Annotated in this window: 19 protein-coding genes; 5 read left to right on the top strand and 14 right to left on the bottom strand. The window is 60.6% G+C overall.

Features of this window, described 5'->3' with window-relative positions; translation table 11 throughout:
* Positions 1-5 precede the first annotated feature (5 nt).
* Complete coding sequence (locus DA915_RS19685; protein ID WP_107677014.1) at positions 6-1,142, top strand: polysaccharide biosynthesis/export family protein; 1,137 nt, start codon at positions 6-8, stop codon at positions 1,140-1,142.
* A gap of 10 nt (positions 1,143-1,152) precedes the next feature.
* Here the strand turns inward: DA915_RS19685 and DA915_RS19680 are convergent, their stop codons facing one another.
* From DA915_RS19680 to tssA, 14 genes are all read right to left on the bottom strand, one after another.
* Positions 1,153-2,049 carry a protein kinase gene (locus DA915_RS19680; protein ID WP_107677013.1) on the bottom strand — a complete coding sequence of 299 codons (897 nt, stop codon included), beginning with the start codon at positions 2,047-2,049 and terminating at the stop codon, positions 1,153-1,155.
* Positions 2,036-3,436, bottom strand: a complete 1,401-nt coding sequence (gene tagF, locus DA915_RS19675) for a type VI secretion system-associated protein TagF (RefSeq protein WP_107677012.1) — start codon at positions 3,434-3,436, stop codon at positions 2,036-2,038. The genes DA915_RS19680 and tagF overlap by 14 nt, the downstream gene beginning before the upstream one ends.
* A gap of 83 nt (positions 3,437-3,519) precedes the next feature.
* Complete coding sequence (gene tssM / locus DA915_RS19670) at positions 3,520-6,999, bottom strand: type VI secretion system membrane subunit TssM (protein ID WP_107677011.1); 3,480 nt, start codon at positions 6,997-6,999, stop codon at positions 3,520-3,522.
* Positions 6,996-8,498 carry a type VI secretion system protein TssL, long form gene (gene tssL, locus DA915_RS19665; RefSeq protein WP_087746583.1) on the bottom strand — a complete coding sequence of 501 codons (1,503 nt, stop codon included), beginning with the start codon at positions 8,496-8,498 and terminating at the stop codon, positions 6,996-6,998. The genes tssM and tssL overlap by 4 nt, the downstream gene beginning before the upstream one ends.
* The gene (tssK, locus tag DA915_RS19660; RefSeq protein WP_035212756.1) at positions 8,495-9,835 is read right to left on the bottom strand and encodes a type VI secretion system baseplate subunit TssK; all 1,341 of its coding nucleotides are present in this window, start codon (positions 9,833-9,835) and stop codon (positions 8,495-8,497) included. Before tssK ends, tssL begins: the two co-directional genes overlap by 4 nt.
* Complete coding sequence (locus tag DA915_RS19655) at positions 9,825-11,030, bottom strand: FHA domain-containing protein (RefSeq protein ID WP_192886613.1); 1,206 nt, start codon at positions 11,028-11,030, stop codon at positions 9,825-9,827. Before DA915_RS19655 ends, tssK begins: the two co-directional genes overlap by 11 nt.
* A 4-nt stretch (positions 11,031-11,034) precedes the next feature.
* Positions 11,035-12,039, bottom strand: a complete 1,005-nt coding sequence (gene tssG / locus DA915_RS19650) for a type VI secretion system baseplate subunit TssG (protein ID WP_107677010.1) — start codon at positions 12,037-12,039, stop codon at positions 11,035-11,037.
* 9 nt (positions 12,040-12,048) lie between these two features.
* Positions 12,049-13,830 (bottom strand): type VI secretion system baseplate subunit TssF, encoded by a 1,782-nt coding sequence (tssF, locus tag DA915_RS19645; RefSeq protein WP_003504536.1) that lies wholly within the window; start codon positions 13,828-13,830, stop codon positions 12,049-12,051.
* Positions 13,823-14,332, bottom strand: a complete 510-nt coding sequence (tssE, locus tag DA915_RS19640; RefSeq protein ID WP_087746585.1) for a type VI secretion system baseplate subunit TssE — start codon at positions 14,330-14,332, stop codon at positions 13,823-13,825. The genes tssF and tssE overlap by 8 nt, the downstream gene beginning before the upstream one ends.
* Positions 14,325-15,149 carry a type VI secretion system accessory protein TagJ gene (locus tag DA915_RS19635; protein ID WP_107677009.1) on the bottom strand — a complete coding sequence of 275 codons (825 nt, stop codon included), beginning with the start codon at positions 15,147-15,149 and terminating at the stop codon, positions 14,325-14,327. Before DA915_RS19635 ends, tssE begins: the two co-directional genes overlap by 8 nt.
* The gene (gene tssC / locus DA915_RS19630; RefSeq protein ID WP_003504543.1) at positions 15,146-16,540 is read right to left on the bottom strand and encodes a type VI secretion system contractile sheath large subunit; all 1,395 of its coding nucleotides are present in this window, start codon (positions 16,538-16,540) and stop codon (positions 15,146-15,148) included. Before tssC (DA915_RS19630) ends, DA915_RS19635 begins: the two co-directional genes overlap by 4 nt.
* 56 nt (positions 16,541-16,596) lie before the next feature.
* A complete protein-coding gene (tssC, locus tag DA915_RS19625; RefSeq protein WP_107677008.1) occupies positions 16,597-18,078 on the bottom strand; it encodes a type VI secretion system contractile sheath large subunit in 1,482 nt (493 codons plus the stop codon).
* Between the two features lie 98 nt (positions 18,079-18,176).
* The gene (gene tssB / locus DA915_RS19620) at positions 18,177-18,686 is read right to left on the bottom strand and encodes a type VI secretion system contractile sheath small subunit (RefSeq protein ID WP_020010212.1); all 510 of its coding nucleotides are present in this window, start codon (positions 18,684-18,686) and stop codon (positions 18,177-18,179) included.
* 67 nt (positions 18,687-18,753) lie between these two features.
* Positions 18,754-19,806, bottom strand: coding sequence for a type VI secretion system protein TssA (gene tssA / locus DA915_RS19615; protein ID WP_107677007.1), 1,053 nt, complete (start codon positions 19,804-19,806; stop codon positions 18,754-18,756).
* Between the two features lie 220 nt (positions 19,807-20,026).
* On the opposite strand from tssA, the gene tssH reads away from it, so the two are divergent.
* The 4 genes from tssH (at position 20,027) to DA915_RS19595 (ending at position 24,226) form a co-directional block, all read left to right on the top strand.
* Positions 20,027-22,681, top strand: coding sequence for a type VI secretion system ATPase TssH (gene tssH / locus DA915_RS19610; protein ID WP_107677006.1), 2,655 nt, complete (start codon positions 20,027-20,029; stop codon positions 22,679-22,681).
* 57 nt (positions 22,682-22,738) lie between these two features.
* Positions 22,739-23,215, top strand: a complete 477-nt coding sequence (locus tag DA915_RS19605) for an Hcp family type VI secretion system effector (protein ID WP_003504561.1) — start codon at positions 22,739-22,741, stop codon at positions 23,213-23,215.
* Positions 23,216-23,324: 109 nt separating this feature from the next.
* Positions 23,325-23,714 (top strand): Rap1a/Tai family immunity protein, encoded by a 390-nt coding sequence (locus tag DA915_RS19600; RefSeq protein ID WP_003504562.1) that lies wholly within the window; start codon positions 23,325-23,327, stop codon positions 23,712-23,714.
* Between the two features lie 11 nt (positions 23,715-23,725).
* On the top strand, positions 23,726-24,226 hold the full coding sequence (locus tag DA915_RS19595) for a type VI secretion system amidase effector protein Tae4 (protein ID WP_003504563.1): 501 nt from the start codon (positions 23,726-23,728) through the stop codon (positions 24,224-24,226).
* The last annotated feature ends 10 nt before the right edge of the window (positions 24,227-24,236 follow it).

Here is a 24,236-nt window from a genome sequence, read left to right as displayed (position 1 = left end):
GAGGGATGAAAAAGTTGGGTGCGGTTTTGCTGGTGGCGCTTTTGAGCGCATGTGCAAAGCCATCTGACGGACCGACCGCAGGCAATATCCGATCTGCGACTTTCCCACGAACCAACGAAAAAATCCCCGTCATCGAACTGGCGAATGCACCGGCGGCCACGGTTTCCGCCGGAAGCCTGCAGGGCGCCTCCGGGCCTGGCCTTACCGCGCTTCGCAACACCGGTTACAATGCCCAGAGATTGCGACGCGGCGACGTGATCGACATCACCGTGCTGGATACGGGAGAAGACGGACTTTTCTCCCCGACGCAAAGCAAGACGCTCAATCTCGGCCGCTTTACCGTGGATCAGGGCGGATCGGTGAATATTCCCTTCGTCGGCAAACAGCGGGTGGTGGATTCGACGCCCGAGGGGCTGCAATCGCAGGTCGTCGCCGGGCTCAAGGGATCGGCCGTGAACCCGCAGGCCGTCGTTACCGTCGTAGATAAGCCGACGAGCGCCGTCATGCTCGGCGGTGCGGTGAAGAACCCCGGAAAAATAACGCTCACCGCCCGTCAGGAGCGGGTGCTTGATGCGCTCAATCAGGCCGGCGGCCCGACTGTCGCGCCGGGCGCGGCCACGGTCACCGTGGTTCGCGGCTCGCACAGGGCCAGTGCGCCGCTTGATCGCGTCATGCGGGAAGACCGCCAGAATATCCGACTGTCACCTGATGATCAGATCATGATCGATGGCGATGCGGCGAGTTACACGGCGCTCGGCGCCTTCAAGAGCGCTGGCGAATTCCAGTTCGAAGCCGGGAAACTCACCCTGGCGCAGGCTGTCGGCCGCGCTGGCGGGTTGCTGGATGACCGTGCGGACGCACGCAATGTCTATGTCTTCCGCAATGAGATTATTCAGGTTCCCGCCGCAACGGCATCGGGCGCGAAAGGCCCGGTCGCGACAGCCACGACCATGCGGCCGGTAATCTATCACGTCAATATGCGCGACGCTTCCAGCATTGCCCTCATGCAGCTTTTCCAGATGCAGAAGGGTGATGTGCTTTATGCCAGCAACGCGCCGCTGGTGGATTCGGCCAAGCTCCTGACCGTGTTCCAGAAGAGCGTGCCGACGGCGGCAGCACCGCTTCCCGGCAGCGGCAACTGACGATTGGGCGCTACAGAAGTTGTAGCGCTTCCATCGCCGATTGCGGACGCAAAGCGGGATTGTCATAGCAACAGGCGTCCGCAAAATCCGCCAAGCTTTGCGTTGCTCGCGCCCCATCTGACCCAGCAAGCCGCCGGGCAAGCCGTCCCACTGAAAATATATCCTGATCCGGCTTTGCCGCTGCGTCCCGCATCCGTTCCGGCGCCGCAAATTCGCGCGAGGCGGCGAAGCTCATGCCCCGTTCCGCATGTCTTTGGCCGATCTCCAGCGTAATACCGAAATCGCCAAGCCTACCTGTTTCGAAATCGCCGTCCTCCAGAAAAATATTGGCTGGCGTGACATCGCAGTGGATATAACCCCGTGCATGCATGGCGCTTAGCCCTTCCAGCAGGCGGCGAAGGATTGTGACCGTATGCGATGCGGTAACCGGCCGCAGCGATGCCAATGACCGCGGCAGCCATGGTTGCAACAGACCCGGCCGGCCATCGGGCAGTCTCAGCAGCGCCGATGTTTCCACCAGGCACGGATGGCGCAGTGTCAGTCCGACCTGTGCCTCCTCCCGCAATCTTTGCAGTAGCGCCGCGTCGTTTCTCAACGCTGGTGGCACGGTCTTCAGCGCATGAAGGGTGCCGAGATCGCGGTGCCGCACTTGCAGCAGCAGCGTGTTTTCGCTTTCGTAGGCAATCCGTTCAAGGGAAAAACTGTCGGCAATCCAGTCGGGTTTTGCCTCGGAAAAATGCGAGACTTTCCGATCCAGCGCGTTCCTGATCTGGTCGATCAGATCCTTCCGGTCTTCGGCCGACCTCTCCTCAGTGCCATCGTGGCGGATGCTTTCCCACAGATCGGAAAAGCGCTCGGCAACCTGCGGGTAGGCAGGCCCATCGCCCGGTTGTTTACCCTTGCTCAAGCCGGTTTCCAATCACGATCGCGCTGACATTCTCGCGTGCGTCGTCGATCAGCGCTTCCTGGATCAGGGCGCTGGCGCAGTCCTTGATCGGGGTGTTGCCGACAATCTCGGCAATGGCGCGCTCCTTCAGGATTTGCACCAGCGGATAGCTGCACAGGAGCAGCCTGTCCTGCGAACTCCACTCTTCCCCGACGATATCCGGCCGGAATTGCTGGGAAAGGCCGACACATTGCGAGAGCTGCTTTTTCATGCCGACAACGACGTGATCGCGCGAAAGCTGGTGCATGGTTCCGTTTTTCAGGAGATAGGCACGCGCGTCGCCAGACCACAACACGCTCAGCCTGCGGCCGAAAATGGAGGCTATGATAACGCTCGCCATCGGCCTGCCGTCGGCGCCCATGGCCTGTCGGGACAGAAGCAGGCTGTTGACCGTGCCGAGCTTCCCCCTAATCTGCTGCGCCATCACTTCGGGATTTTCGGCGTCCGGCGTCTCGGCAAGAATATTCGTGACCAGACGGGCGGCTTCCACGGCGCTGTGCGTGTCACCCTGTCCATCCGCTATGGCGAAGAGGGCGGGCGTCTGGGAAACGAAGAGCGAATCCGCGTTCAGGGAAACCCGTGTTCCCGGGTGCGTGGCATAGCTGTAGATAACCGGCGTGGGCTGTTCGGTTGAGGGTGTGGGCGAGATAATGGGTGGGGTTTTCTGTCTCGCACTCTCCGACGCCTGCGCAGGTGCTGAACCGTCCTCATCGCCCTTGCCTGCCATGTCGCTGAAGAGGCGCAGGAAATCGGAAGCTTTGGGTTTGCCGTCAAATTTGAGGCCGCGTGCACGGCGGCTGACGGGATCAATGCGCCACCAGAGGCTCGTCGGTACACGGTTACGCACCATTTCCGGTGCATCATCCTCTTCCCGTGGCTTCGGCGGGCGCAGTTTTTTGACGGAGGCGTTGAACCGGGACATGTTGAAATCATCCGTCATGGATGTTTCGGCCAGCGCCTCGGCGGCCATGAACCAGGTGTCGTCGAGATAGAGCGTTCTTGGATGTTTCCGGAAGTTATTGAGCTGGGCAATGATGGCAAGCGGATATTTTCGCCCCACCCGGTCTGCACTGGGCACCAGCACGCCGGCATAGGCGCAGTTTCCCCATATGCCGCTTTCGATGATGAAACGTATGGGAGGCGATGACGCGAATATTTCGGACCATCGGCCCGCGAACATGTCCGCGCAGGCGTGCAGGCCGGATCGCATCCAGTCGTCAAACGTCCCGATCAACTCTCGTTCAAGCCCGTCGGAGATGAAGTCGCCATGGCTGGGTACCTTGCCGAAGAAACCGATGCGGTCGCTTTCCGCTGCGGTTTCCGCGGGCCTCGATGCCTGATTGGCCATCAGTTGTTATTGACCGTGGTGCTTTTCGTCGTTGCTTTCATCATAGATCCCCTCCTGTAAAAAAACGCTGTGCCGCCCCGCCGCTAAAACTGTGCGGGGCAGGCAAAGCCGGCGATGGCGTCCAGCCTGAATGGGTTGAGAACCGAACCGAACTGAATATCGAATTCGGCAGCCTGAGCACCATTCGCAAATCGCACCCGCAGCAGATCACCCGACTGGTTTTCGATGTCGGCGCCGTCGAACAGCCGGAATGGCGACCAGTCGCCGTTTTCGGTTTTCGCCTGCTGCCAGCCGCCCGGCTGGAAGGCGATGCGCGACAGGCTGGCCGTGTTTTCGCGCGACGGCCAGGTGATCGATTTCGCCTGAATGGGGCCGTGATAATAAACGACCCGCTCACCCTCGATTTCCAGCATGACGGCACTGGAGGCATTGGTGAGCGAAACGGGTTTGACATTGATCGACACCGCCGGCGTCTCGCTGCCATTCGGGAAGAAGGCGCGCAAAATCTTGTCGGCATTTTCGAACTGGGCAATGGCGCTGCTGGGAATGCCGGCGGCGCCGAAGGTGCCTTTCCAGCTCCAGGGGTTGGTCGTCCTGTCGACAAACGGCTCCAGTCGCTGTTTGAAGAAGCTCTGGAAAACACCAGATGGCCCGAAGAGACGGGTGAAATCCGCGATGGCGACATCGCGGGAAGATGACCTGTCAAAAGGATAACGGCCCGTCACGATGGAAGAGCACAGGGATGCCGCATCGGCTGCCCAGAGTTCGGCAATGCGGCTGCGTGCGGATTTGACCGCAAGCGAACCGACATCCGCCGCCACGCCCGCCACCCACACATCCAGCGGCGCCGGCAAATCGCGGGCCTGCTGCAACAGATCCTGATTTGCTTTGGTAAGCTGGCTATCCACGTCGAACACCTTGGCGACTTCGTCGGAGGTGGTTGCCGAGCGGGCAAGCTGCTCGTTCAGCATCTTGAAATGCGCGAGCAACTGTTCCGATGGCGAACCCCCGGCCTTGCCGCCATTGGCCTGCTCGCCTGCTGCGGCCGCGCCTTTCGCCGCCAGCATGTCCCGCAGTCTCGCATAGGGATCGGCCGCGTTCACCGTGGCGGCCAGAACGGCTGCGGTTGCGTCGCCTTCCGCGGTGGGGGCGAGGGTGGCCGGGTTTGCTCCGGGACGTAGATCGGTCGCATCCGCGATCGATCTGGCAGCTTCCACCACGATATTGCGCTCATTGGCAAGTGCGCGGGTCGTTTCCACCGCGTCGCCAAGGGTCTGGGACGATTTGACCCGAAGGTCGGCCAGCGTATCGGCCCATTTTTTCTCGAAACGGTCGAAATAGATTTGCAGTGCAGCCTGCGCCACCTGCTCGACCGTGGCGCCCCTGATGGCATCATCGGAACCGCGCACCCACCCTTCGGAAAGCGCGATGCGCGCCGCATGGGCGACCTGCGGAATGACAACGCTGCGATATCCTTCCGCCGTGAAAAGACCTTCGATGCCTTCCGCCATTGGCGCCTTGCTGCGGCGCTCGAAGGCACGCTCGCCAAGCGGGCCGAAAGCCGTGGCGGGTGTCCATTCCATCAGTTCCCGCGCCTGCGGAAGACCGGCGAGAATATCATAGGCACGCGTGCCGACAGCCTGGTTGCGGATGGTTTCGCGGGCGGTGGCGATGAGCCGCGCATCGAGCTCGATCGGGGCGAGCACGCCATTCGCCAGCGCTTTTGCGTGCCGGTCGAGCGCCTCTCTCGCCGCCGCTCTTCCGTCGCCGGGATAAAGGGATGCGAACATCTGATGCGTCTGCACGGTCAGGAAATCGGGGTCCAGTGCACCCATGCCGCCGAGCATTCCATAGAACTTCAACGAATTGAAGGTGCGCGTGACATCCCTTTCGTCCTTCAGCTGTTTCTGCAGCTGCACGATCATGCGGGGCAGGAGCAGGGCATTGAGCGCGCGCTGATAGGCGTCACGCTGCCGTCCGGCGATCTTGTCTTCCTGATCGAGCCCGAAGCTGACGTTCCACACTCTCTCGCGGGCAAAGCCGGAATTGACATCGCGCAGATTGTCGAGCGCCGGGAGGATACGGAGAAAATCGGCGTCGGAAACATCGCGCACGGGAATGCCCTGAACGAGCTGTTCATAAGCGCCAAGTTTGCGATCGGCTTCCGCCAGCGCCTGCGTATTGGCGAAATAGGTGAAAATCCAGCCGGTGAAGACAATGGCGACCGCGGCGGCGGATACGCCATAGGCAATGCGCCGCACCAGCAATTGTCGCCTGGAAAGGCGCTTGTCACGCATCACCAGTGCGGCTTCGGGGAAGATGACGTCCTTGAACAGCCGCGACAGGAAATAGCTTCGGCGGGTTCGGGACGCTGCGGGAGACCTTTCCGTTTCCGGCTGCGTTCCCGAAGCGAGGTAAACGCCACGCAAAAGTGGGGCTTCGATGAGGGGAGAACTTGCGCAAAGCTCGGTCAGAGCTTCATGGAGCCGGTCCTTCAGCCGTGCGAGTTCAGCCGGGAAACGGAAGATGCGGCCGCGCGTTTCGGCATTCTGCTCCTGCTGCAGGCGCTCGATCAGCATCGCATCGACCCGCTGCTGCAGCAGCTCGAACTCTTCCGTCAGGCGTTGCGGCAGGTTCTCGGCGGTATAGCTCTCATCCAGCTTGAAGGTCGTGCCCCAAACCTGCTGGCGATCGGTCTTGTTGAAACCGTCGAAGAATTCCACGAAACCATGCAGCAGATCCGCCTTCGTCAGCACGATATAGACCGGAACGCGCGCACGCAGATACTCGTCCAGTTCCGAAAGCCGCTGGCGGATGGAGCGCAGTTCCTGCCGCTGTTCCTCGGGATCACGGGTGAGAAGATCGGGGATAGACAATGTCACCAATGCGCCGTTGATCGGCTGCGAGCGGCGATATCGTCTCAGAAGTCCAAGGAATCCTTCCCAGCCGGCCTTCGATGAGCCATCAAGATCGTCCTGCGTGGTGTAACGGCCGGCGGTGTCGATCAATATCGCCTCGTCGGCAAACCACCAGTTGCAGTTGCGCGTGCCGCCGATGCCCTTCACTGCGTTTTCGCCGAGCGCATCGCCAAGCGGAAATTGCAGACCGGAATTGGTGAGCGCCGTCGTCTTGCCGGAGCCCGGTGCGCCGAAGATGACATACCAGGGCAGGTCGTAAATATAACCGAAACGCTTTTTCGTGACCCGCCGCAGCAGCGCCAAGGCTTCCTTGAGACGCGTCTGGATTTCGCCGACTTCGGCCTGGCGGTTGGCCAGGGCTTCGCGCTCGATACTGTCGACGAGTTCCTTGTCCTGCTTGCGACCGCGATAAATCGTGACGACGATATAGACCAGCCATATCGCCAGAATGATGCCGATGGCGATCAGCCGGGCCTGTGTCGTTCCCAAAGGCTTGAAATCGCCCAGCGCGACCAGATAGCCGTAAAACCAGATGACGATGCAGAGCGCGACCACCCACAGCAGCGACAGGAACCGGCGGCCGATGAGAGCCGCATAGCTCTCGACATAGGAGCGGATCGTATAAAAATAGCTTAGCGGATTCATGGCTGGACCTCTCGCGGCTGCTGTCCCGAACTGTTCTGGATGGTCGGCGAGAGAATGCCGGCGTCGCTCAGTTTTTCATCGGGATTGGTCAGGACCATGATTTCTGTTCTGCGGTTGATCTGACGACCTTCCTCCGTCTTGTTGTCGGCGATCGGGTCGCTGTCGGCACGGCCTTCCGTCAGGATCGCTTCCGGGCCGGTGAATTGTGAAAGAATGTCTCCGACCGCCTTGGCGCGCGCTTCGGAAAGGTGCCAGTTCGACGGAAACTCCACCGTCTTGATCGGCACGGTGTCGGTATAACCGATGACGACGGCGCGGAATTTTTCAGCCGCAAGCGCCCCGCCGATGCGCTGGATGAGATCGCGGAACTGCGGACTGACATCGGCGCTGCCGGTGGAGAACAGGCCCGAATTGTTGATGCGGACGCGCAGCCGCCCGTTCACATCCGCCAGCGTGACAAGCTTCTTTTCGACTTCCGGCTGAAGGAAGGCCATCAGCTTTTCAAGCCGGGACGGTTGCCGCGGCTCCGTCTTCGGCGGTTCCACGACCTTGGGCGTTTCGACCTGCGCCGGTGGCTGTGGCGGCGGGTTTGCGATCAGCACGCTCGGTGTTTCGTTCGGCGGCAGATGGGCGAGCCTCTCGAAGGTCACATCGGAGGCATTGTTGAGCGACAGCGTGAAGAAGAGATAACCAAGCGCGAAGGCAAGCGCCATCAGCGAAAGCAGGGTCCACAGCGCAGCCATCGTGCGCAATGGCGTATGCCGTGCATCGACGCCTTTCCAGTGCGGCGAAAGCTCCCGTTCGAAGGTGCCGTATTGGCCGATCAGCGTTTTGTAGAGGCTGTCGCGGATGCGCGAGAGCTCCAGCGCACCCTTTGGCGAAACGCGGGTGCGTCCTTCGAAAGCCAGTGACAGGCACAGATAGATCAGCAGCAGCAGATCCTTGTTGGCGCCGGGTGACTGGTGGAAATGGTCGAGAATGTCGAAAACCCGGTCGCCGCCGGTAACGTCATTGTGGAAGGTGGAGACAAGGCCGGAGCGCGCCCAGCCTGCTCGCACGCCCCAGGGCTTGCTCAGAACGACATCATCCACCGTGGCGCATACGACATAATGCGCCGCCCTTGCCCGTTCGGGGCTGATGCGTGCGGAAGCGAGATCGCGTTCGTAGCGGGTGATAGCCTCAACGCAGGCGCGGCGAAGCTGATCGGGATCCGGCTCGGCATCGCTGAAGCGCAGGAGATGCGCGAGGTTGAGAAGGGGGGCGGCCGATTGCACGAGCGTCGGCACATCGTCGCCGCCGAAATGGAAACCGGAGAGCAGTTGATCGACCGGCATGGCGGCCGCGCTTCCCTTCGGCCGCCCGGCCGGCTCGTCGGCTTCGACAATGTCCTCGAGGATAGCCGCCATGTTGCGGGCGTTCTGGTTGCGTCGGCGGCTTTCTTCGGTGATCTCGACCACCGTCGGCAAATCCTGCCAGGAGGAGGGCTTTTCCTTGCTCATTCGCGTAACGCCCACATTTCCATCTCAAGCCCGGGGAATTCTCCCGCCAGATGCAGGGCGATGGCGCCTGATGTATCAAGCTGCTTCCAGAGTGGTGATTGCGTGTCGATCTCGAAATAGACGGTGCCGGACCGATAGGGCAATTGCCGCGGCAGAACCGGCAGGGAGCGCACGGGAATGCCCGGCAGCGCCACGTTGACCAGTTCGGAAATCCGCTCCACCGGCCCGACCTTGATCTGAGCCGGCAGACGGCGGCGAATGTCCTCGGCGGCCATATCCGCGCGCACGGCAAGCACGAAACCGGCATCGCGCAGCAATGTGCGATCGTGGATGGTGCCGACGCGGACGCCATGGCGGCGCTCCACCAGTTCGATGGCCACGGCGGCCTGTTCCAGAACCGCCGACAGCGATGTGCGCAGATCATCAAAAACCGCGCCGAAGGTGGCCTTCAGATCCTCGTGCCGATAGGGCGGGAAATCCGTCGCGCGTTTTTTGTCCGTGGTGAAGGTGGCGAGCTCGCCGGCAAGCTGGATGCAGTCTTCGTAAAAGCGGATGGGGTGAAAACGCGTGGCGTTGGCGCAGCGATGCGCCAGCAGCGGATCGGCGCGGTTGAGGATCTGCAGCAGGAAATAATCGCCTACTTCCGCGGTTCCCCGGATCGTCGGGTCGCCGATGCGTTCGGCAATCGCCTGCGCACGGTGGCGCACGATCCCCAGAAGTTCCGTCAGCAATTCGTTGAGGCGGGGTGCCGCCGCGCAGCTGAGGCTCGGAGGAATGAAATCCGGGTCTAGAATGACCGCGCGGTCGGAACGGACCTCGATCACGCGTGCCAGACCGATGAGATCGTAACCGGAAAGATCGTCGCCGGTCTTGAGGAATTTCAGGCTAAGACGGCCGACATCGATGGGGGCCACGAAATCCGTCTCGATATTGGTGTCGGAGACCTCATAGCTGGAGGCGGTGAAGCGCACATTATTCGCATCGTTGCGGCCGCTGGCGGACATGTCCGCCTTGCCCGGCTGCCGCGCTGGCAGGGCGAGATAGATGACGGCGTTCTTGACGCTTTCGTCGAGATCGAGTGGCGGCGGCAAGTCGGAATCTTCAGGCGCTTCGAAGGGCGTTCCATCGGGAAGGACGCCTCGCAGGTTCGATAGGGCGAATTGCCCTATCGACAATGCGCTGCGGTCCACGCCGATTTCGGCGACGCCCCAGGGGTAAGGCGAGAGGTTGCGCGTGGTGTTGCGCACCAGGCGTTCGGTCCAGCGGTCGGATTGCTGAAAATGCTGGACGCGAAGAAACATGCCCTCGCTCCAGGCAACACGGTTCTCATGTCTCATTGTGGTTGTTTACCCCCTTTGCATCGGCCGCAATCGCGTCAGGTTCCCGTGTAGGCGCGGTCTCACCGCGCGCTGCCCGCTGCAGGAACTGTCTGATCGGCAATGGACGGCCGTTTTCCTCAAATTGCTTTTTGTACGTGGACCAGTAATCGGCCTTCATGATCAGGCCCTGCCAGTCCCTGCGGCCGATTTTCGCCCGGAGATCGTTGCCGGCATCGACGGAGGCTTCGAGAAGCCTTGGCTCGAGCTTTTGCGTGCAGTTATGGATCAAGGTTTCGAGAGAGGCGGCGAGACGCCGCTGCTGGCGGATGAGCGTTTCCATCCGCTCGCTCAGGGAGGCTGACGAACCGTGGCCGGCGCGCTCGCTTTCAATGTCGAGAATGGCCAGACAATCGGCGTTTTCCCGCTCCAGCGTGGTCAGAAGATCGCCGATCTCCTGCGCGGTCGAATTATCAGCAGTTGATGCTTTCTCCAGGGTCGGCTCTTCGCTTGCCTCCGGAAAAACACTGTTGAAATCTTCGCTACCTGCGGCCGAAACCGGGCGTGAAATCATGACCGGCGTGTTCAATGCGTCGGTATGTTCGTGCTCGCTGCTTGCAACCGGCTCGTCGTCCCAGTTATCAGGCAGAACGGTGCCTATTCCACGCGCCGCAGGCGGTTCGCTCCAGCCGATCTCAACATTTCGTGAAATGGATTTTGCCTTCCGGTTCGCGCCCTCGCGCCATGTTTCGGACCATTCATCGGAAGCGGCTGTGTTGCCCATCACGCCGCCGGCCGAACGGCCGTTCGGGGCGATGTCGGCAAGGATCGCCGAAATGGTCAGCGGCTCGTCACTCATACGCAGGGATGCGTCGGGATCGGAAAAATCCAGCTCGGCATCACCGCTGATGGCAACCTGAAAAATCTGCCCGCCAATATTGATTTGCGAACCGTCCCGGAGACGCGCGCTTTCGCCTTCGAGCAGCAGGCGGCCATCGACCAGCGTGCCGTTCGCGCTCTGGTCAAGGATCGTAAAACCTTCACCATCGCGGCTGAGCGTGCAGTGCTGCTTGGAAACGCGCCGCTCATTGTCGTCGATCTGCCAGTCGCAATCGCCAGATCGGCCGATGACGCGGCGGCCGCGCTCAAAGCTCCATGGGTTGGCTCTTGTGGCTCCGATATTTTGTGTGTCCCTGAGTGCAAGCTTCATATCCATGCCCTCATGCGGAAATCGCCGAGCCTTCCGGCTCGGTCACCACAGCATCGGCGCTGTCTTTTTGGGCGGGCGCCACACGAGCCCAGCTGTTCCAGCCGAGACGGGCGGGAGCATCGGACTGGCCGAGGCGGCAAAAGGGAATGTCCTCCTTTTTCAGGATCACCTGCACATCGAAATGCAATGCGCTTCCAACGAACAGGCGCGTCAGCGAAAATATCTCCGCAAGCCGCTTCGATCCGGGCGTCAGGGCCAGATAATCCGCATAGGCGACAGGACCGATCACGACCCGGAAACCGCCGCTCATATCTTCGACAGCGCTTCCCGCCGTCGTGTTCTGTCCGAGCCTCAGTCCGGATGCCTGCCCGAGCTGGCTTTGTTCATGAAGCGGCAAAGCCACCCACCGCCGGCGAAACTGTTCGACATTGACCGGAAGTCCCGTGAATTCGCAAAGCATTGATGTCAGGGCCGAAACATTGCGGTTGCGGCCGGCCAAAAGGCCGCTGAAACGCAGGAGCGCATCTTCACTCACGCCTGCCTTCTCGACCAGACCGGCAGTGCGAAAACCGGTGAGCGCGAGCAGCGTTTTACGGAAACCATTCTCCCGCTGCTCGACCGACCAGCGCAATCCCCTTGCGAGGCGGTATTTTTCCGTCGCGGATACGAATAATTCGCTGAACCTTGCCGCGAACAGATTGAAGAAGCTTGCCAGCGCGCCGGAGCGATTGCGTTCCTCCCGCTGCAGCAATTCGCCATAGGCCGGCGGCAGCGAACCGAGCGGCCCGACGGTGGGCGCGAAAGCGGATTTCAGTTCGGCCTGGCCGCGTTTGTGGTTGAAACCGCTGATCGCCAGCGGGGTCGGCTGTGTTCCGCCATGGGCACCGATGACGATCCCGTCATCCGCGGAAACGAGTTGGGCGACGCGAAACGCAGTGGCGGGCTCAAAACGACCGGGATCGTCGCTGAGAAGCGCCGCCTGCCGGTCTTTCATGGTTGGCGTTTGCTGTTCCATCCCGGTCTCCTAGAGCAGCGGCCGGTCGGCCGCACGGGCAGGCCAGCGGGCAATCGGTTTGGAGTGGCCCCGCATCGTCGCCGTCAGCCGCGTGAAACTGTTGATCGAGGTGTAGAGCCCGAAGAAATGGTTGAGGACATTGGCGAAAACAAATGCGGCAGGTCGCGCGATCAGCGCGGGATCGAACTCCACGGTGATGTCAGTTCCCGGCACCATGGCCGAGCCGATCCTGGCATGGGAATTCTGCGCCTCGACATTGCTGATCGCCTCCACGAGCTGCCGGGTTTCCGGGCTGTCCCTGAAGGAATATAGCGATAGGATGTCCTTCAGCGGCGCGCCGCCGCTGTCGGTGAGGGACAGATGGTTGAGGAGGAGATGCGAGATCAGCCGCCATTCACGCGCCGAACGCTCGTTGACACGGATCGCCGCTGTCGGCGGCATCAGCGCATGGATGGATTTCACCGCCTCGTTGCCGGTCGAAAGCTGCAGGAACGGGTGTCCGCCGCCAAAGGGGAGCTGGCTTGGCAGCTCGCGATTGATGCACAGCGTATCGATGCTCGCCACCATGTCGAGCGGTCCAAGCGGTCCGCGCTTCTGATCCACGAAGGCGATGTCCGTATCGGAAGAACCATCGTCATCGAACCGGCGCTGTATCTGCCAGAACACGTTCGCGCCGTTATTGCGCTGTGTGCGGCCAAAAAACGGGGAGGTCTTTTCGGTCTGCCCGGAGCGGCTGGTCAGCTGGACGTTTTCGACAGCATAGATTTCGCGGGTCCGCTGCCGTCGTGCGTCCGGCAGAAGGCGGTATTCCGTGCGCGTGCCATCAAGGCTCAACGGTTCGCAGCTTTGTTTGAACAGGTTGATGACCGGCGAGGCGTTCAGCACGAAATCCCGGACCGACACCATGCGCTCAAGCTGCGTGTCCGCCGCATCCAGATAGATGTAAAGTTCGCAATCGCCGCCGCTCCATTTGCCCAGCCCGTCGATGTCGAGAAAGAGAAATTTCTGCGGCAACGCGAAGAATTCGGTGAGAAGCCGGTATCCGTCAAAACTGTTGGCCGGATAGGGCAACATGGCCTGATCGCGCGTATAACCGGATGGCCTGAGATTGCCGGCGGGCAGGAAAACGGCTTCCTTGTCCTCGGCGTGACGCGCAAGCGCCATGCCCACGCAATGGTTGGTCAAAAGCTCGTAAAGCGCCGTGGCCTGCTGCCAGGCGGCGGACAGGAAAATCTGAAGTTTCGTCAGGCCCATTTCCGGGAAAGTGCCGCCGCGCGGCGCCGTGCTGCGGAGTGAAAGCCGCAGGCAACTGGCGGCACCGGCGAAGGAGGCCGAAAAAGGCGCGTCGATCGGCTGGCCGGAAAGCGTTGCGGCTGCGATTTGCAGCGGCGCAATCGCCACCTCCTGCGTGGTACGAAAACGGCAGCTTTCACCGCCGACGGGTTCGGCGAGGATTTCGCTGTGCCGCGGAAGCGTCTGCACGGTTGCCAGCGCCGTGCTTGGGGTGAACTGAACCACGCTCATGGACGGGATCGGCGCAAGATAATGCGGATAGAGCGTTTCCAGCAGGCTGTCCGACAGTTCCGGAAACTCGTCGTCCAGCTTCTGACGCACACGGGCGGCGGAATAGGCAAAACTCTGGATCAGCCGCTCGACATGCGGATCGTCGGCGACATCGCCCGTCATGCGCAGCCTGCCGGCAATCTTGGGAAACGCCGCCGCGAAACGCGATGCCCGCTTTCTCAGGGCAAAAAGTTCATCATTGTATTTTTCGAGAAAGCCGTCAGCCATTCGTCGCCTCCACCAGGAAACGCTGCGTGGACGGATCGATCCGGGATTCGAAACTGATTGGCGGCATGCCTTCCTGAAGGCGGAAGCTTGCCTGTATACGCATGCGAAGCGCCCGGTCGCCATCCGTGCGGTTCTTCAGGATTGTCACATGCACATCGCCAAGGCGGGTTTCGAACAGGGAAATCCGCCGTTCAATGCTGCGTGCGAGCCGCGCCTTGGAGGCATCCGTCACCAGATTGGCCGAGAGAATACCGTCCACGCCATAGCTCACCAGCGCGTCGGACAGTTCCTTCAGCGCAACCGGCGGGCCGGCGGGGTTACGGCGGGTATTGAGCAATGCCTCGAGATCGCGGCGGATCACCTCACGCATTTCGCGTGCCTGATCCTTCAGGCTAACGAGCGCATCCGTTTCCGCATCCGGCGCGTCATCGAGCAGCCGGTCCAGAACGGAGCGTGACAGGGTTCTCTGCCGTGCGCGATATTGCTCGAGCGGATCAACCACGGGCGATCTGCCTTTCATCGTCGGAGGCGGCGGAGAGGGAGCCGATCTCGTGGAACGGCACCACATCGTCGCCAATCAGGAGGCAGCGCTGGCCTTGCCCGGTCGCCAGTGGCTGGTCTTCCTCGCTCCAGCGCGTTTCCCGGCCAAGGAGAAGGCCGAGATCGTCCTTTGCGCCGTAATAGATGGCCGGAAGCAGCACGGATGCGATCGCGCCGTCGCGCAACGTCAGTTCGGCACCGCGGAAAGCGAGGTCACGCGGGCGGCTCATGGGGTCGATGGTGAGGCTCTCGATGCGGCCATAATCGATCCACAGATAGCGGCCGCCATTGGTCAGCACTTCCAGCGCGTGCGGAATCCGGTCGTCCAGATCGCGAATATCGCCGGCGCTTTTGCCATTATGGCCGATCGTCACATTGCCACGCTTTTCATCGAGTTCAGCCAGTGCGGTTCTGGCAGCATCCGCGTCACCGCTGCGTGCGGCGATATTCGCTCGGATGGCCAGCTGATCGAGTTCGGACGGACCGCCTGGAAAATCCGGCACCGCGCCGGTTTCGAACCATGCATTGCGTGCGGCCATGGCGCGCAGCTGATGGCGAAAGAGAGAAAAGCCGACGCTTTCCTGCGGTGAGAATGTTGCGGCCAGATTGCATTGCGCATCGGCCTTCTCATAGTCGCCGGCAAGGACCAGCAGGTCGATATAGAAATGGCGACCATCCTTGTCGGTGGGCCTGGTTTTGACGTGTTCGCGCGCAAGCCCGATCGCCTCTTGCAGCCGGTCATCATCGAGAAGGCGGGAAATGTCGTCGCGCAGCGTCATGCGGATATCCTTTGCGGCTCGGCCGAAGATCGGGATGCGGCCGCCGGCGGCATCATGGTTTCGGCAATGAGGTGGAAGCTCGTGGAGACGTCGTCGAGCTGGAAATGCGGCTGAAGGCGCACGGTGCAGGAGAATGTTCCGGGCTTGCCGGGAACCTCGAAGACGTTGATCCCGGCAGAGCGCAGCGGGTAGCGCGTGCGCAGCGCCGATTCCGCATCGTCATTGCCGAGTGTGTAGGAGGAAAGCCAACCTTCCAGCTTGCGTTCTATCGTCGATGCATCGCTCAGCTGGCCGATATCGTCGCGCATGATGACCTTGAGGTAATGCGAGAACCGGGAGGCGCACAGCACATATTGCAGCATGGCCGCGAGGCGGGCGTTCTGTCTTGCCGCTTCGCTGGAATAGTGGCCGGGCGCATGCAGGGACTGGTTGGCGTTGAAGATCGCCATGCCGGAGAGATAGGTGGTGGAGACGGGCACGATGCCGAGATCGGAAAATTGCTGTTCCTGCCCGGTCGTCAGCTGCACCTCGACGGGCGGCTGCGCGGAAAGGCCGTTGCTCTCGATGCCAAGATCAAGCGGCGGCAATTGCCGGGAAGAAAGCATGCCGCCATCCACGGCGTCCTGCGTTACACCGCGCAAATCCGCAAACCAGCCGGAATCGACGAAATTGCGCACCACCACCGTGGCAAAAGCGAAGGCGGCGTTGCCCCAAAGCAGGGTCTCGCCGCTTTCCGCCACATGCTCGCGGAATGGAAATCCGTCATCGCGTCCGCGCGCATAGGGCCTGTAGGGCGAGCGCAGCAAAACCCGCGGCGCGACAAGACCGACGAAGCGGGAATCGTCACGTGCACGAAGCGCGTTCCACCGCAGCCGCGATTTCTCCTGTTTCAGCCAGGAAAAATCGTGGACCCGGCTGAGCTCCGAGAAGTCCTGCAGGCCGACGGCGGAAGGCGAGGCCGCCGCCACGAAGGGGCAGAAGGCGGCCGCAGCCACCATGCCGATCTGCGACAGCGTCGTGATGGAATCGGCACCCTCGAGATCGTCAGGGGAAAATTCGTAGTCGCCGATCAAAAGACCGACCGGTTCGCCACCCGGCATGCCGAATTCGCGGTTATAGACAACTTCGAAAAGATGGCTCTGGTCGAAATCGGTGGCGCGTTCCGTGTTGCGGGCAAGGTCGCGCCAGCTGGCATTCAGCAGCTTCACCTTGACGTCAGTGCCGCGGCCAGCCTCGCGCACGACCATGGCAAGCCCGCGCCATCTCGCTTCCATCGCCTGAAAGTCAGGGTGATGGAGAATGGCGTTCACCTGGCCGGTCAGCGCATCGTCGATGAGGGCGATGAGCTGGTCGGCAAAAATACGGGCGTCCGGAAAGGACTGATGCGCCATGAGCGTGCTCCGGGTGAAGAACGGGGCCGGGGTGGCCGGACCACCCCGGTCCGGGTTCAGTTCTTGGACGGAATACGGGCGACCATGCGTAGCGACGTCGTCAGTTCTTCCATCTGCAACCAGGGCCGCATCCATGCGACCGCATTGTAGGCGCCGGGTTTGCCCGGTACTTCCTGCACGGTCACCTTGGCGTCGCGCAGCGGATATTTCGCCCGGCTTTCCTCGCCCGCTTCGTCATTGGCGTTGACGTAGTTGGCAATCCAGCGATTGAGCCAGACTTCGCAATCCGATGCTTCCATGAAGGAGCCGATCTTGTCGCGGCCCATCACTTTGAGATAGTGCGCAAAACGCGATGTTGCCATGATGTAGGGCAGGCGGGCCGAAACGGCGGCGTTGGCCGTTGCTTCCGGCTTGTCGTAAAGCTTCGGCTTGTGCGCCGTCTGGGCACCGAAGAACACCGCATAATCCGTGTTCTTGTAGTGGCAGAGCGGCAGGAAGCCGAGCTTGCCGAGTTCGGCGTCGCGGCGGTCGGTAATGCCTACTTCGGTCGGGCATTTGAGGTCGAGATCGCCGTCATCGCTGGAGAAGACGTGCATGGGCAGATTTTCCACCCGGCCGCCATTTTCCGCGCCACGGATCGCCGTGCACCAGCCGCTCTTTGCAAAAGCGTCGGTCAGCTTGGTGCCCATGACATAGGCGGCGTTCATCCAGCAATATTCGTCATGCTGCAGGTCGCCATTCACCGCACCCTTGGTTTCGTCATAGGCGAAATCATCGATTGGGTTGGTTTTGGGGCCATAGGGCATGCGCGCCAGCACACGCGGCAAAGCGAGTGTCACGAAACGGGAATCGTCGCTCTCGCGGAAGCTGCGCCACTTGGCATATTCCACCGTATCGAAGATTTTCTCCAGATCGCGCGGACGGGCGAGATCGCGGTAATCCTCGAAGCCGAACATATGCGGGCTTGCCGCCGAGATGAACGGTGCGAAAGCCGCCGCCGCAATCGACGAGACGCCCTGCAGCAGCTGCACGTCATCGAAGGAGTTGTCGAATTCATAGTCGCCGATGATCGCGCCGAGCGGCTCGCCGCCGGGGGTGCCGAATTCGTCTTCGTAGATCGCCTTGAAGAGGCGCGACTGATCGAATTCCACGGCCTTTTCCAGATCGCGCGCGAGTTCCCGCTTGCCGGAATTCATGACGCGGATCTTGAGGTTGACGCTCGTCTCGGAATTCTTGACGAGATAGTTGAGCCCGCGCCAGGTGCCTTCGAGCTTCGCGAATTCCGGCGCCTGCATGATGGCGGCAAGCTGTTCGGAAATCGTCCGGTCCAGTTCGGCAATGGCGTGGTTGAGGGTGACGGTGAGGTTGCGGTCGTATTTGACCGTTCCCTTCAGCGCCTGGTCGGTCAGCGTGCGCAGAAGATTTTGCGCGCGGTCCGGTTCGGTCTGGCGGGTTGCGGCAACCACCCTGGACAGCAGTCCCTGATCTTCGGCGGTCGTTGCCTGTGCTTCGTTTTTCAGCAGGCTTTCAGCGCTCATGTTTCAGTCCTTCCACATGCGGCTTTGGAAAATGCCGCTTGAACAGTTGAAGCCCCGCAATGGGGGCCGTTCGGGGAGGTTTTCCTCCGCACAGGCGATTATTTGCTCGCGCCGTTCTTTTCCTTGAGTTCGGAAACCAGCGTTGCGAGATCGGTCTTGTTCTGCAGAATATCTTCCAGCATGCGTTCCAGATCTTCAGAACGGTCAGCCTTGGAAAGCAGGTCGCGAAGCTCGTTGCGGGCGTCCAGAAGCGCCTTCAGGGCAGGAACCTGCTGCACGACGGCGCCGGGTTCGAAATCGTCCATGCTTTCGAATTTCAGATTGACCTGCATGTCCGTCCCGTCTTTCTGCAGCGTGTTGGCAACGGAAATGTTGAGGCCCGGGGTCATGCGGCGCATCACCTCGTCGAAATTGTCGCGGTCGATCTGAACGAACTTGCGCTCGCCGAACGGCTTCAGCGGCTGGGTGGGATTGCCGGAGAAATCACCCAGCACGCCGACGACGAAGGGCAGTTCCTTGACCACCATCGCGCCTTCGGTTTCGACTTCGTATTTGATGTGAACGCGGGGCTTGCGAACCCGCTCCAGCTTTTCATGTACACTTGCCATTTCAACCTCCTTGATGCCCCTTGGCATGGCTGACTGTTAGGGGACGGCGTTTCCCGTCCCTTGCTCGTTATTTTCCGTTTTCTCCGCCGGGCTTGATCCCGGCGGCCGTCAGAACTGCGTTTCGGGCCTGCGTTTCGGGCAGAAGCTCCGCCAGCAGTTCCGAAAAATCCATGCGCCCCCTGCGAACCAGTGTTTCGATGGAGAGCGAGATCGGTGAGTGCGGCTCGGTCCGGCGAAAGTAACGCGCAACCGAAAGAAGAGTTTCAAATGCCTCATCGCGTGAAGATATGCCCTCCGGCGAGGTTGCGGGAGCCCGAGCGGCCGACTGCCCGCTCTCGTCAGTGCCCGCAACAGCGGTTACCGCCTGCTCAACCGGTGCCGGCTCCTTCTCGCGCCCGCCCAACGTGCGGATGGCGGCGGCGGCTTCGATGAGCGTGTTACGGATATTGGAACTGGGCGGCGCGAACTGGCCGCAGCGTTCGGAAAGAACCGCCATGATGGCGTCGAAGCTGGAGAGACAGGCGTTGACCTCGGCCAGATGGGAAGACATGGCGGCAACGCCCGCTTCTGATGCCAGCCGATACAGTTCTTCGCGCCTTTTGCTCTCGGTTGGCCGCTGCGCCAGCTGGAAATCCCAGAGGCTGTGCTCGCCAAATTTCCCTCCGGGGATCAGCGGCGCAAGCCGGAGCGGCTGAACAAGTGTTCCTTCGGTGCCGATGCCGTTCAATCCCGCAAAAGGTGCAAATTTTTCCTCATCATTATCGTCGCTGATCGAGCGCAATGAGTCCCAGTGGTTGTAAAAAAGATCATTACAAAGCTCATAGATTTCGCGCAGTCCAGGAAAGCCGCGCAACCGCAGGCTTGCTTCGGAAAGCCACGCCAATATTTCTATGTCCTTGCTTTCGGAATATATAATCTGCAATCCAAGATTGCTGACACTGTCCCAGCTACTGGAGATCTTTAAGTTATCCTGAGGGGAGGTGGCGCGCTCTTCTGTGCGTGCCTGGTTTCTTTCATCCTTAATTCTATAGTATAGTTCACGCGTTCTTGAATCATTGCGGATATTATCTCCGCAATTCCCTAAAAGTTCTGCATCTGTTTTAACATGCTTCGTATCCAAAGGTAGTCTATCCCCAGAAAATAGTAATGGATTTTTTGTAGTTACTTCCCTTACGTGAGGCTATTGATCAGACAGACTTATTCAAAATGTGTCTAAATTGTGGCGTCTAGTGTCTAATCTAACCCGATAAAAAATAAACTTCGGGGTGGACAACCCGGTTTCATCATCATAGTTATTCCACGTCACGTTGTGGAATGAACCCGGGCAGGAGGCTCATTGCATGTCGCATATCGATCTCAATCGCCTCGTTGAAGCGCTTGAGCCTGACCTGCGCGTCACCCTTGAAGCTGCGGCTTCTGTCGCGGTGCGTATGGGGCACAGGTACGTGGATATCCCGCATTGGCTGCTGGCGGTTGTAGATGCCGGCATCTATGCGAAAACATTCGAGGAATTAAAAATTCCACTTCCGGTGTTGCAGGCAGAAATCGGCCGCAGCCTTGAAGAGGCCGTGATTGGCGACGGCGAGGCCTTGTCGCTCTCCCAGAACATTCTGACGGCGGGCCGCGAGGCATGGGTTCTTGCTTCGCTGGAGGCCGCGCGCGACCGCGTGACGCTCTGCGACCTGCTTCTGGCGATGGACGAGGAAACCTCGCTCCGCTCTTTCGTCCGCTCCGCTTTTCCGTCGCTGAAGGCGATGGATCGCGCGGCTCTCGAGCGCCTTCGCAGTTCCGTTGAAGAGACCGCCGGGAACGGCGTTCCTTCCACGACGGCGGGTACAGCGCCAGCCGCCGGCCAGAACGATTTTCTGCGCCTTTACACTCAGGACATGACCGCCGATGCCCGGAACGGCAAGGTCGATCCGGTGATTGGGCGCGACGATGAACTGCGCCAACTCGTTGATATTCTTACACGCCGTCGTCAGAACAATCCCATTCTCGTGGGCGAGGCCGGTGTCGGTAAAACGGCGGTTGCGGAAGCGCTGGCGCTGGAGATCGCTTCCGGGAATGTTCCGGAAAAATTGCGCAACGTCCGCCTGCTGAACCTCGATATTTCGCTGCTGCAGGCCGGCGCCGGTGTGAAGGGCGAGTTCGAGCGCCGTCTTCATGGTGTGATCGATGCCGTAAAGCGCTCGGCCGAACCGGTTATCCTGTTCATCGACGAGGCGCACGGCCTTGTCGGCGCAGGTGGTGCGGCTGGCCAAGGCGATGCGGCCAATATTCTCAAGCCAGCTCTGGCGCGGGGTGAAGTGCGCACCGTCGCGGCGACGACCTGGAGCGAATACAAGAAATATTTCGAAAAGGATGCGGCGCTGACGCGTCGTTTCCAACCCGTGCATGTGCGCGAGCCTGATGAAACAACCGCGATACGCATGTTGCGCGGTGTCGCCGACAGCTTCGTCAGCCATCACAACGTTGTCGTTCGTGACGAGGCGATCGTGGCGGCGGTGCAATTATCCGCGCGTTACATGCCGGCGCGGCAATTGCCGGACAAGGCCGTCAGCCTTCTCGATACGGCCGCGGCTGCCGTTTCGCTGGCGCGGCAGACACTGCCGGAACGGCTGCGCGCCATGGAAAGCGAGCGGCGTCTTCTGTCAGATGAATTGAACTGGCTTCTGCGTGAACCGCAGGACGAAGAGATTGAGGGTCGTATCCAGTCGATACGCGACGAAGTCGAAAAGCTCGAGAGCGGGATTGACGATCTGCGCAGCCGTTACGATGCGGAAATGGCTGAACTCAACGAAGAGCAGCCGGCTGAAACCGGTGCATCGAATGTGTCGCCCCTGCGGCGTGCGGCTGAGACCAGGCCGGCAAATGCCGAAAGACTTGTGCCGACGGTGGTTGATCGTGAAGCAATTGCATGCGTCGTATCGCGGTGGACGGGAATTCCGCTCGGTAAACTTCTGGCCGACCAGATCGAAAGCGCCCGCACTCTGGATGCGCGCATGCGCCAGCGGGTCGTGGGGCAAGATGCCGCAATCGGCCGGATTGCCGATGCCATGCGAACCGCGCGCGCCGGATTGTCCGATCCTCGCCGCCCGCCGGCCGTGTTCTTTCTCGTCGGTATGTCGGGAACGGGCAAGACCGAGACGGCGCTGTCGCTGGCCGATCTGCTCTATGGCGGCAACAGCCATCTGACGACGATCAACATGTCGGAGTTCAAGGAGGAGCACAAGGTTTCGCTGCTTCTCGGCTCGCCGCCGGGCTATGTCGGTTTCGGTGAAGGCGGGGTGTTGACGGAAGCGGTGCGCCGCCGGCCGTTCGGCGTTCTCCTGCTCGACGAGATCGACAAGGCCCATCCCGGCGTTCAGGATATTTTCTATCAGGTGTTCGACAAGGGTGTGCTTCGCGATGGCGAAGGCCGCGACGTCGATTTCAAGAACACCACGATCTTCATGACGGCCAATACCGGATCGGAACTGCTGACCGCGCTTTCGGCCGATCCGGATACGATGCCGGACGGCGAGGCGCTGGAAGCGCTGCTGATGCCGGAGCTGACCAAACAGTTCAAGCCCGCTTTCCTCGGGCGTACGATCATCCTGCCGTTCATGCCGCTCGGTGCGGAAGAGCTTGCAAGGATCGTGGACATGCAGATCGGCAAGATCAGGGAGCGTGTTCTGGCAACATATGGCGCCGACCTGACCCTGTCCGATGCCGCGCGCGACGCGTTGGTGGCGCGCGCCGGTGCAAGTGAAATTGGCGCACGCGCCATCGAAATCATGATCGGCAAGGATCTCCTGCCGCCTCTTTCCAGCTTCTTCCTCGAGAAGGTGATCGCGGGAGAACGGGTGGGCAAGATCGTTGTCGATTTTGATGAAAATCGGTTCGGTATTCGTGCCGAAGTGGCTGGGGAGCCAGATGAATTCGCCGCAACCGAAGAGGGTGGGGTGGATAAAGTTGCCGCGTCGGAAGGGGCTACCCGACGCATGCGGCATTAAACGAAGGGTAACGCGGCCTCGAAGCAAGAGGTCATTTCAGCTACAGGAGCTTACAGCATGCCAATTTATCTGCAGATTGACGGTATCCAGGGCGACGCCACGCATGAGGAGCACCGCAAGTGGATGGACATCGAAGCCATTCACTGGAACGTGGCACGCAACATGAACACATCTGCTGGTTCTGCTGCAAACCGCGAAGCATCCGAACCGACTATTTCGGAAGTCATTCTGACCAAGGTCAGCGATTCTTCTTCCACCAAGCTTTTCCAGGAGGCCTGCGCCGGCCGCACTGGCAAGCTCGCAACCATCCATCTGGTGACCACGGGCAATCCGGGCAACACCTATATCGAGTACCTGCTGACGAACACACTCATCGCCAGCTACTCGGTGGATTCCAGCGGTGATCGTCCGGTGGAAACCATCAAGCTCAACTTCACCAAAATGGAAGTGAAGTACACGCCGTTCGACGACAACAACTCGCCGCAGTCTCCGATGATCGCCTCTTACGATCTGGCGACGACGAAGGCCGCTTGATAGCGACGCGACCCGGTGCCGGCCTCGGCCGGCACCGGAACGTTTTCATTGCAGTTTTGCAGCTCACGTCGTGATGTTTCTCATCCACGTTGGACGAGGCGGGTTAATCATGCGCTCCCTATATGCGTTTTTTGCTTCCGTGCCGGTTGTTCTGGCTCTGTCCGGTCTTTCACCGGCCGGTGCCGAGGAACGGACATGGATATTCTCCGGTACCGAACTCAAGCAGGCCATCGAGGGCAAACTTGCCCCTGAGGTGTCTGATCCGGAAATGCGGCGGCTGGTTTCCGTTGCAAAATCGAGCGCCTATATCGCCGGTGTGGCCGATCTGACAAGCGGATCGGACTGGTGTGGTGCGGGCGCCGTGGCGCCCCATGAACTCACCGACCGGATCTACACCTATCTCGGCGATCTTCCTGCGGAAAAACTGGATGAACAGGCAGCCACTCTCGTGCGGGAGGCGCTCAAGGTCTCCTTTCCCTGTGAGCAGAAAAGTAACTAGTGGGACGAACCATGCGTGTTAACTTTGACACTCTCTATAAGAACTATCCGAGCAGCGACCCGTCGCACCCGAACTATATCAGCCAGCGTGATCTGTTCACGGAAATCGGCTGGGATGATTTCATCGGCAATCCGAACTATCACAATACCTGCGCCATTCGCGTCAGCATCGCTTTCGTGAAGTCGGGCATCAACATCGTGCCTGCCTCGCACCGCATCCAGAAAGGCCCCTATGCCGGAAAGGGCATAGAGGTGAACATGCGCCGCCTCGCCAACCTGATGAAGCGGACGAGCTATCTCGGCGAGCCCGAGCCTTTCACGCCCGCGACGGCGCGCAACGGTATCGGCGCGCGCAATGGCGTCGTGGCGTTCAACAATATCCCCGGCTACACCGGCGGCGGTCATATCGATCTTGTGCGGGGCGGCTCGGAAGCCACCCAATGCGCATCTGCCTGCTACTACAATTCGGAAACGATCTGGTTCTGGCCCCTGCAGTCCAGCCGCGGGTCCTGATTAGGAGTGT

This window comes from Agrobacterium sp. LAD9 (genome assembly GCF_003031125.1).
Lineage (GTDB): Bacteria > Pseudomonadota > Alphaproteobacteria > Rhizobiales > Rhizobiaceae > Agrobacterium > Agrobacterium radiobacter.
The sequence above is the reverse complement of the archived record's forward strand: the minus strand, read 5'-3'. Positions and strand labels throughout refer to the sequence as shown.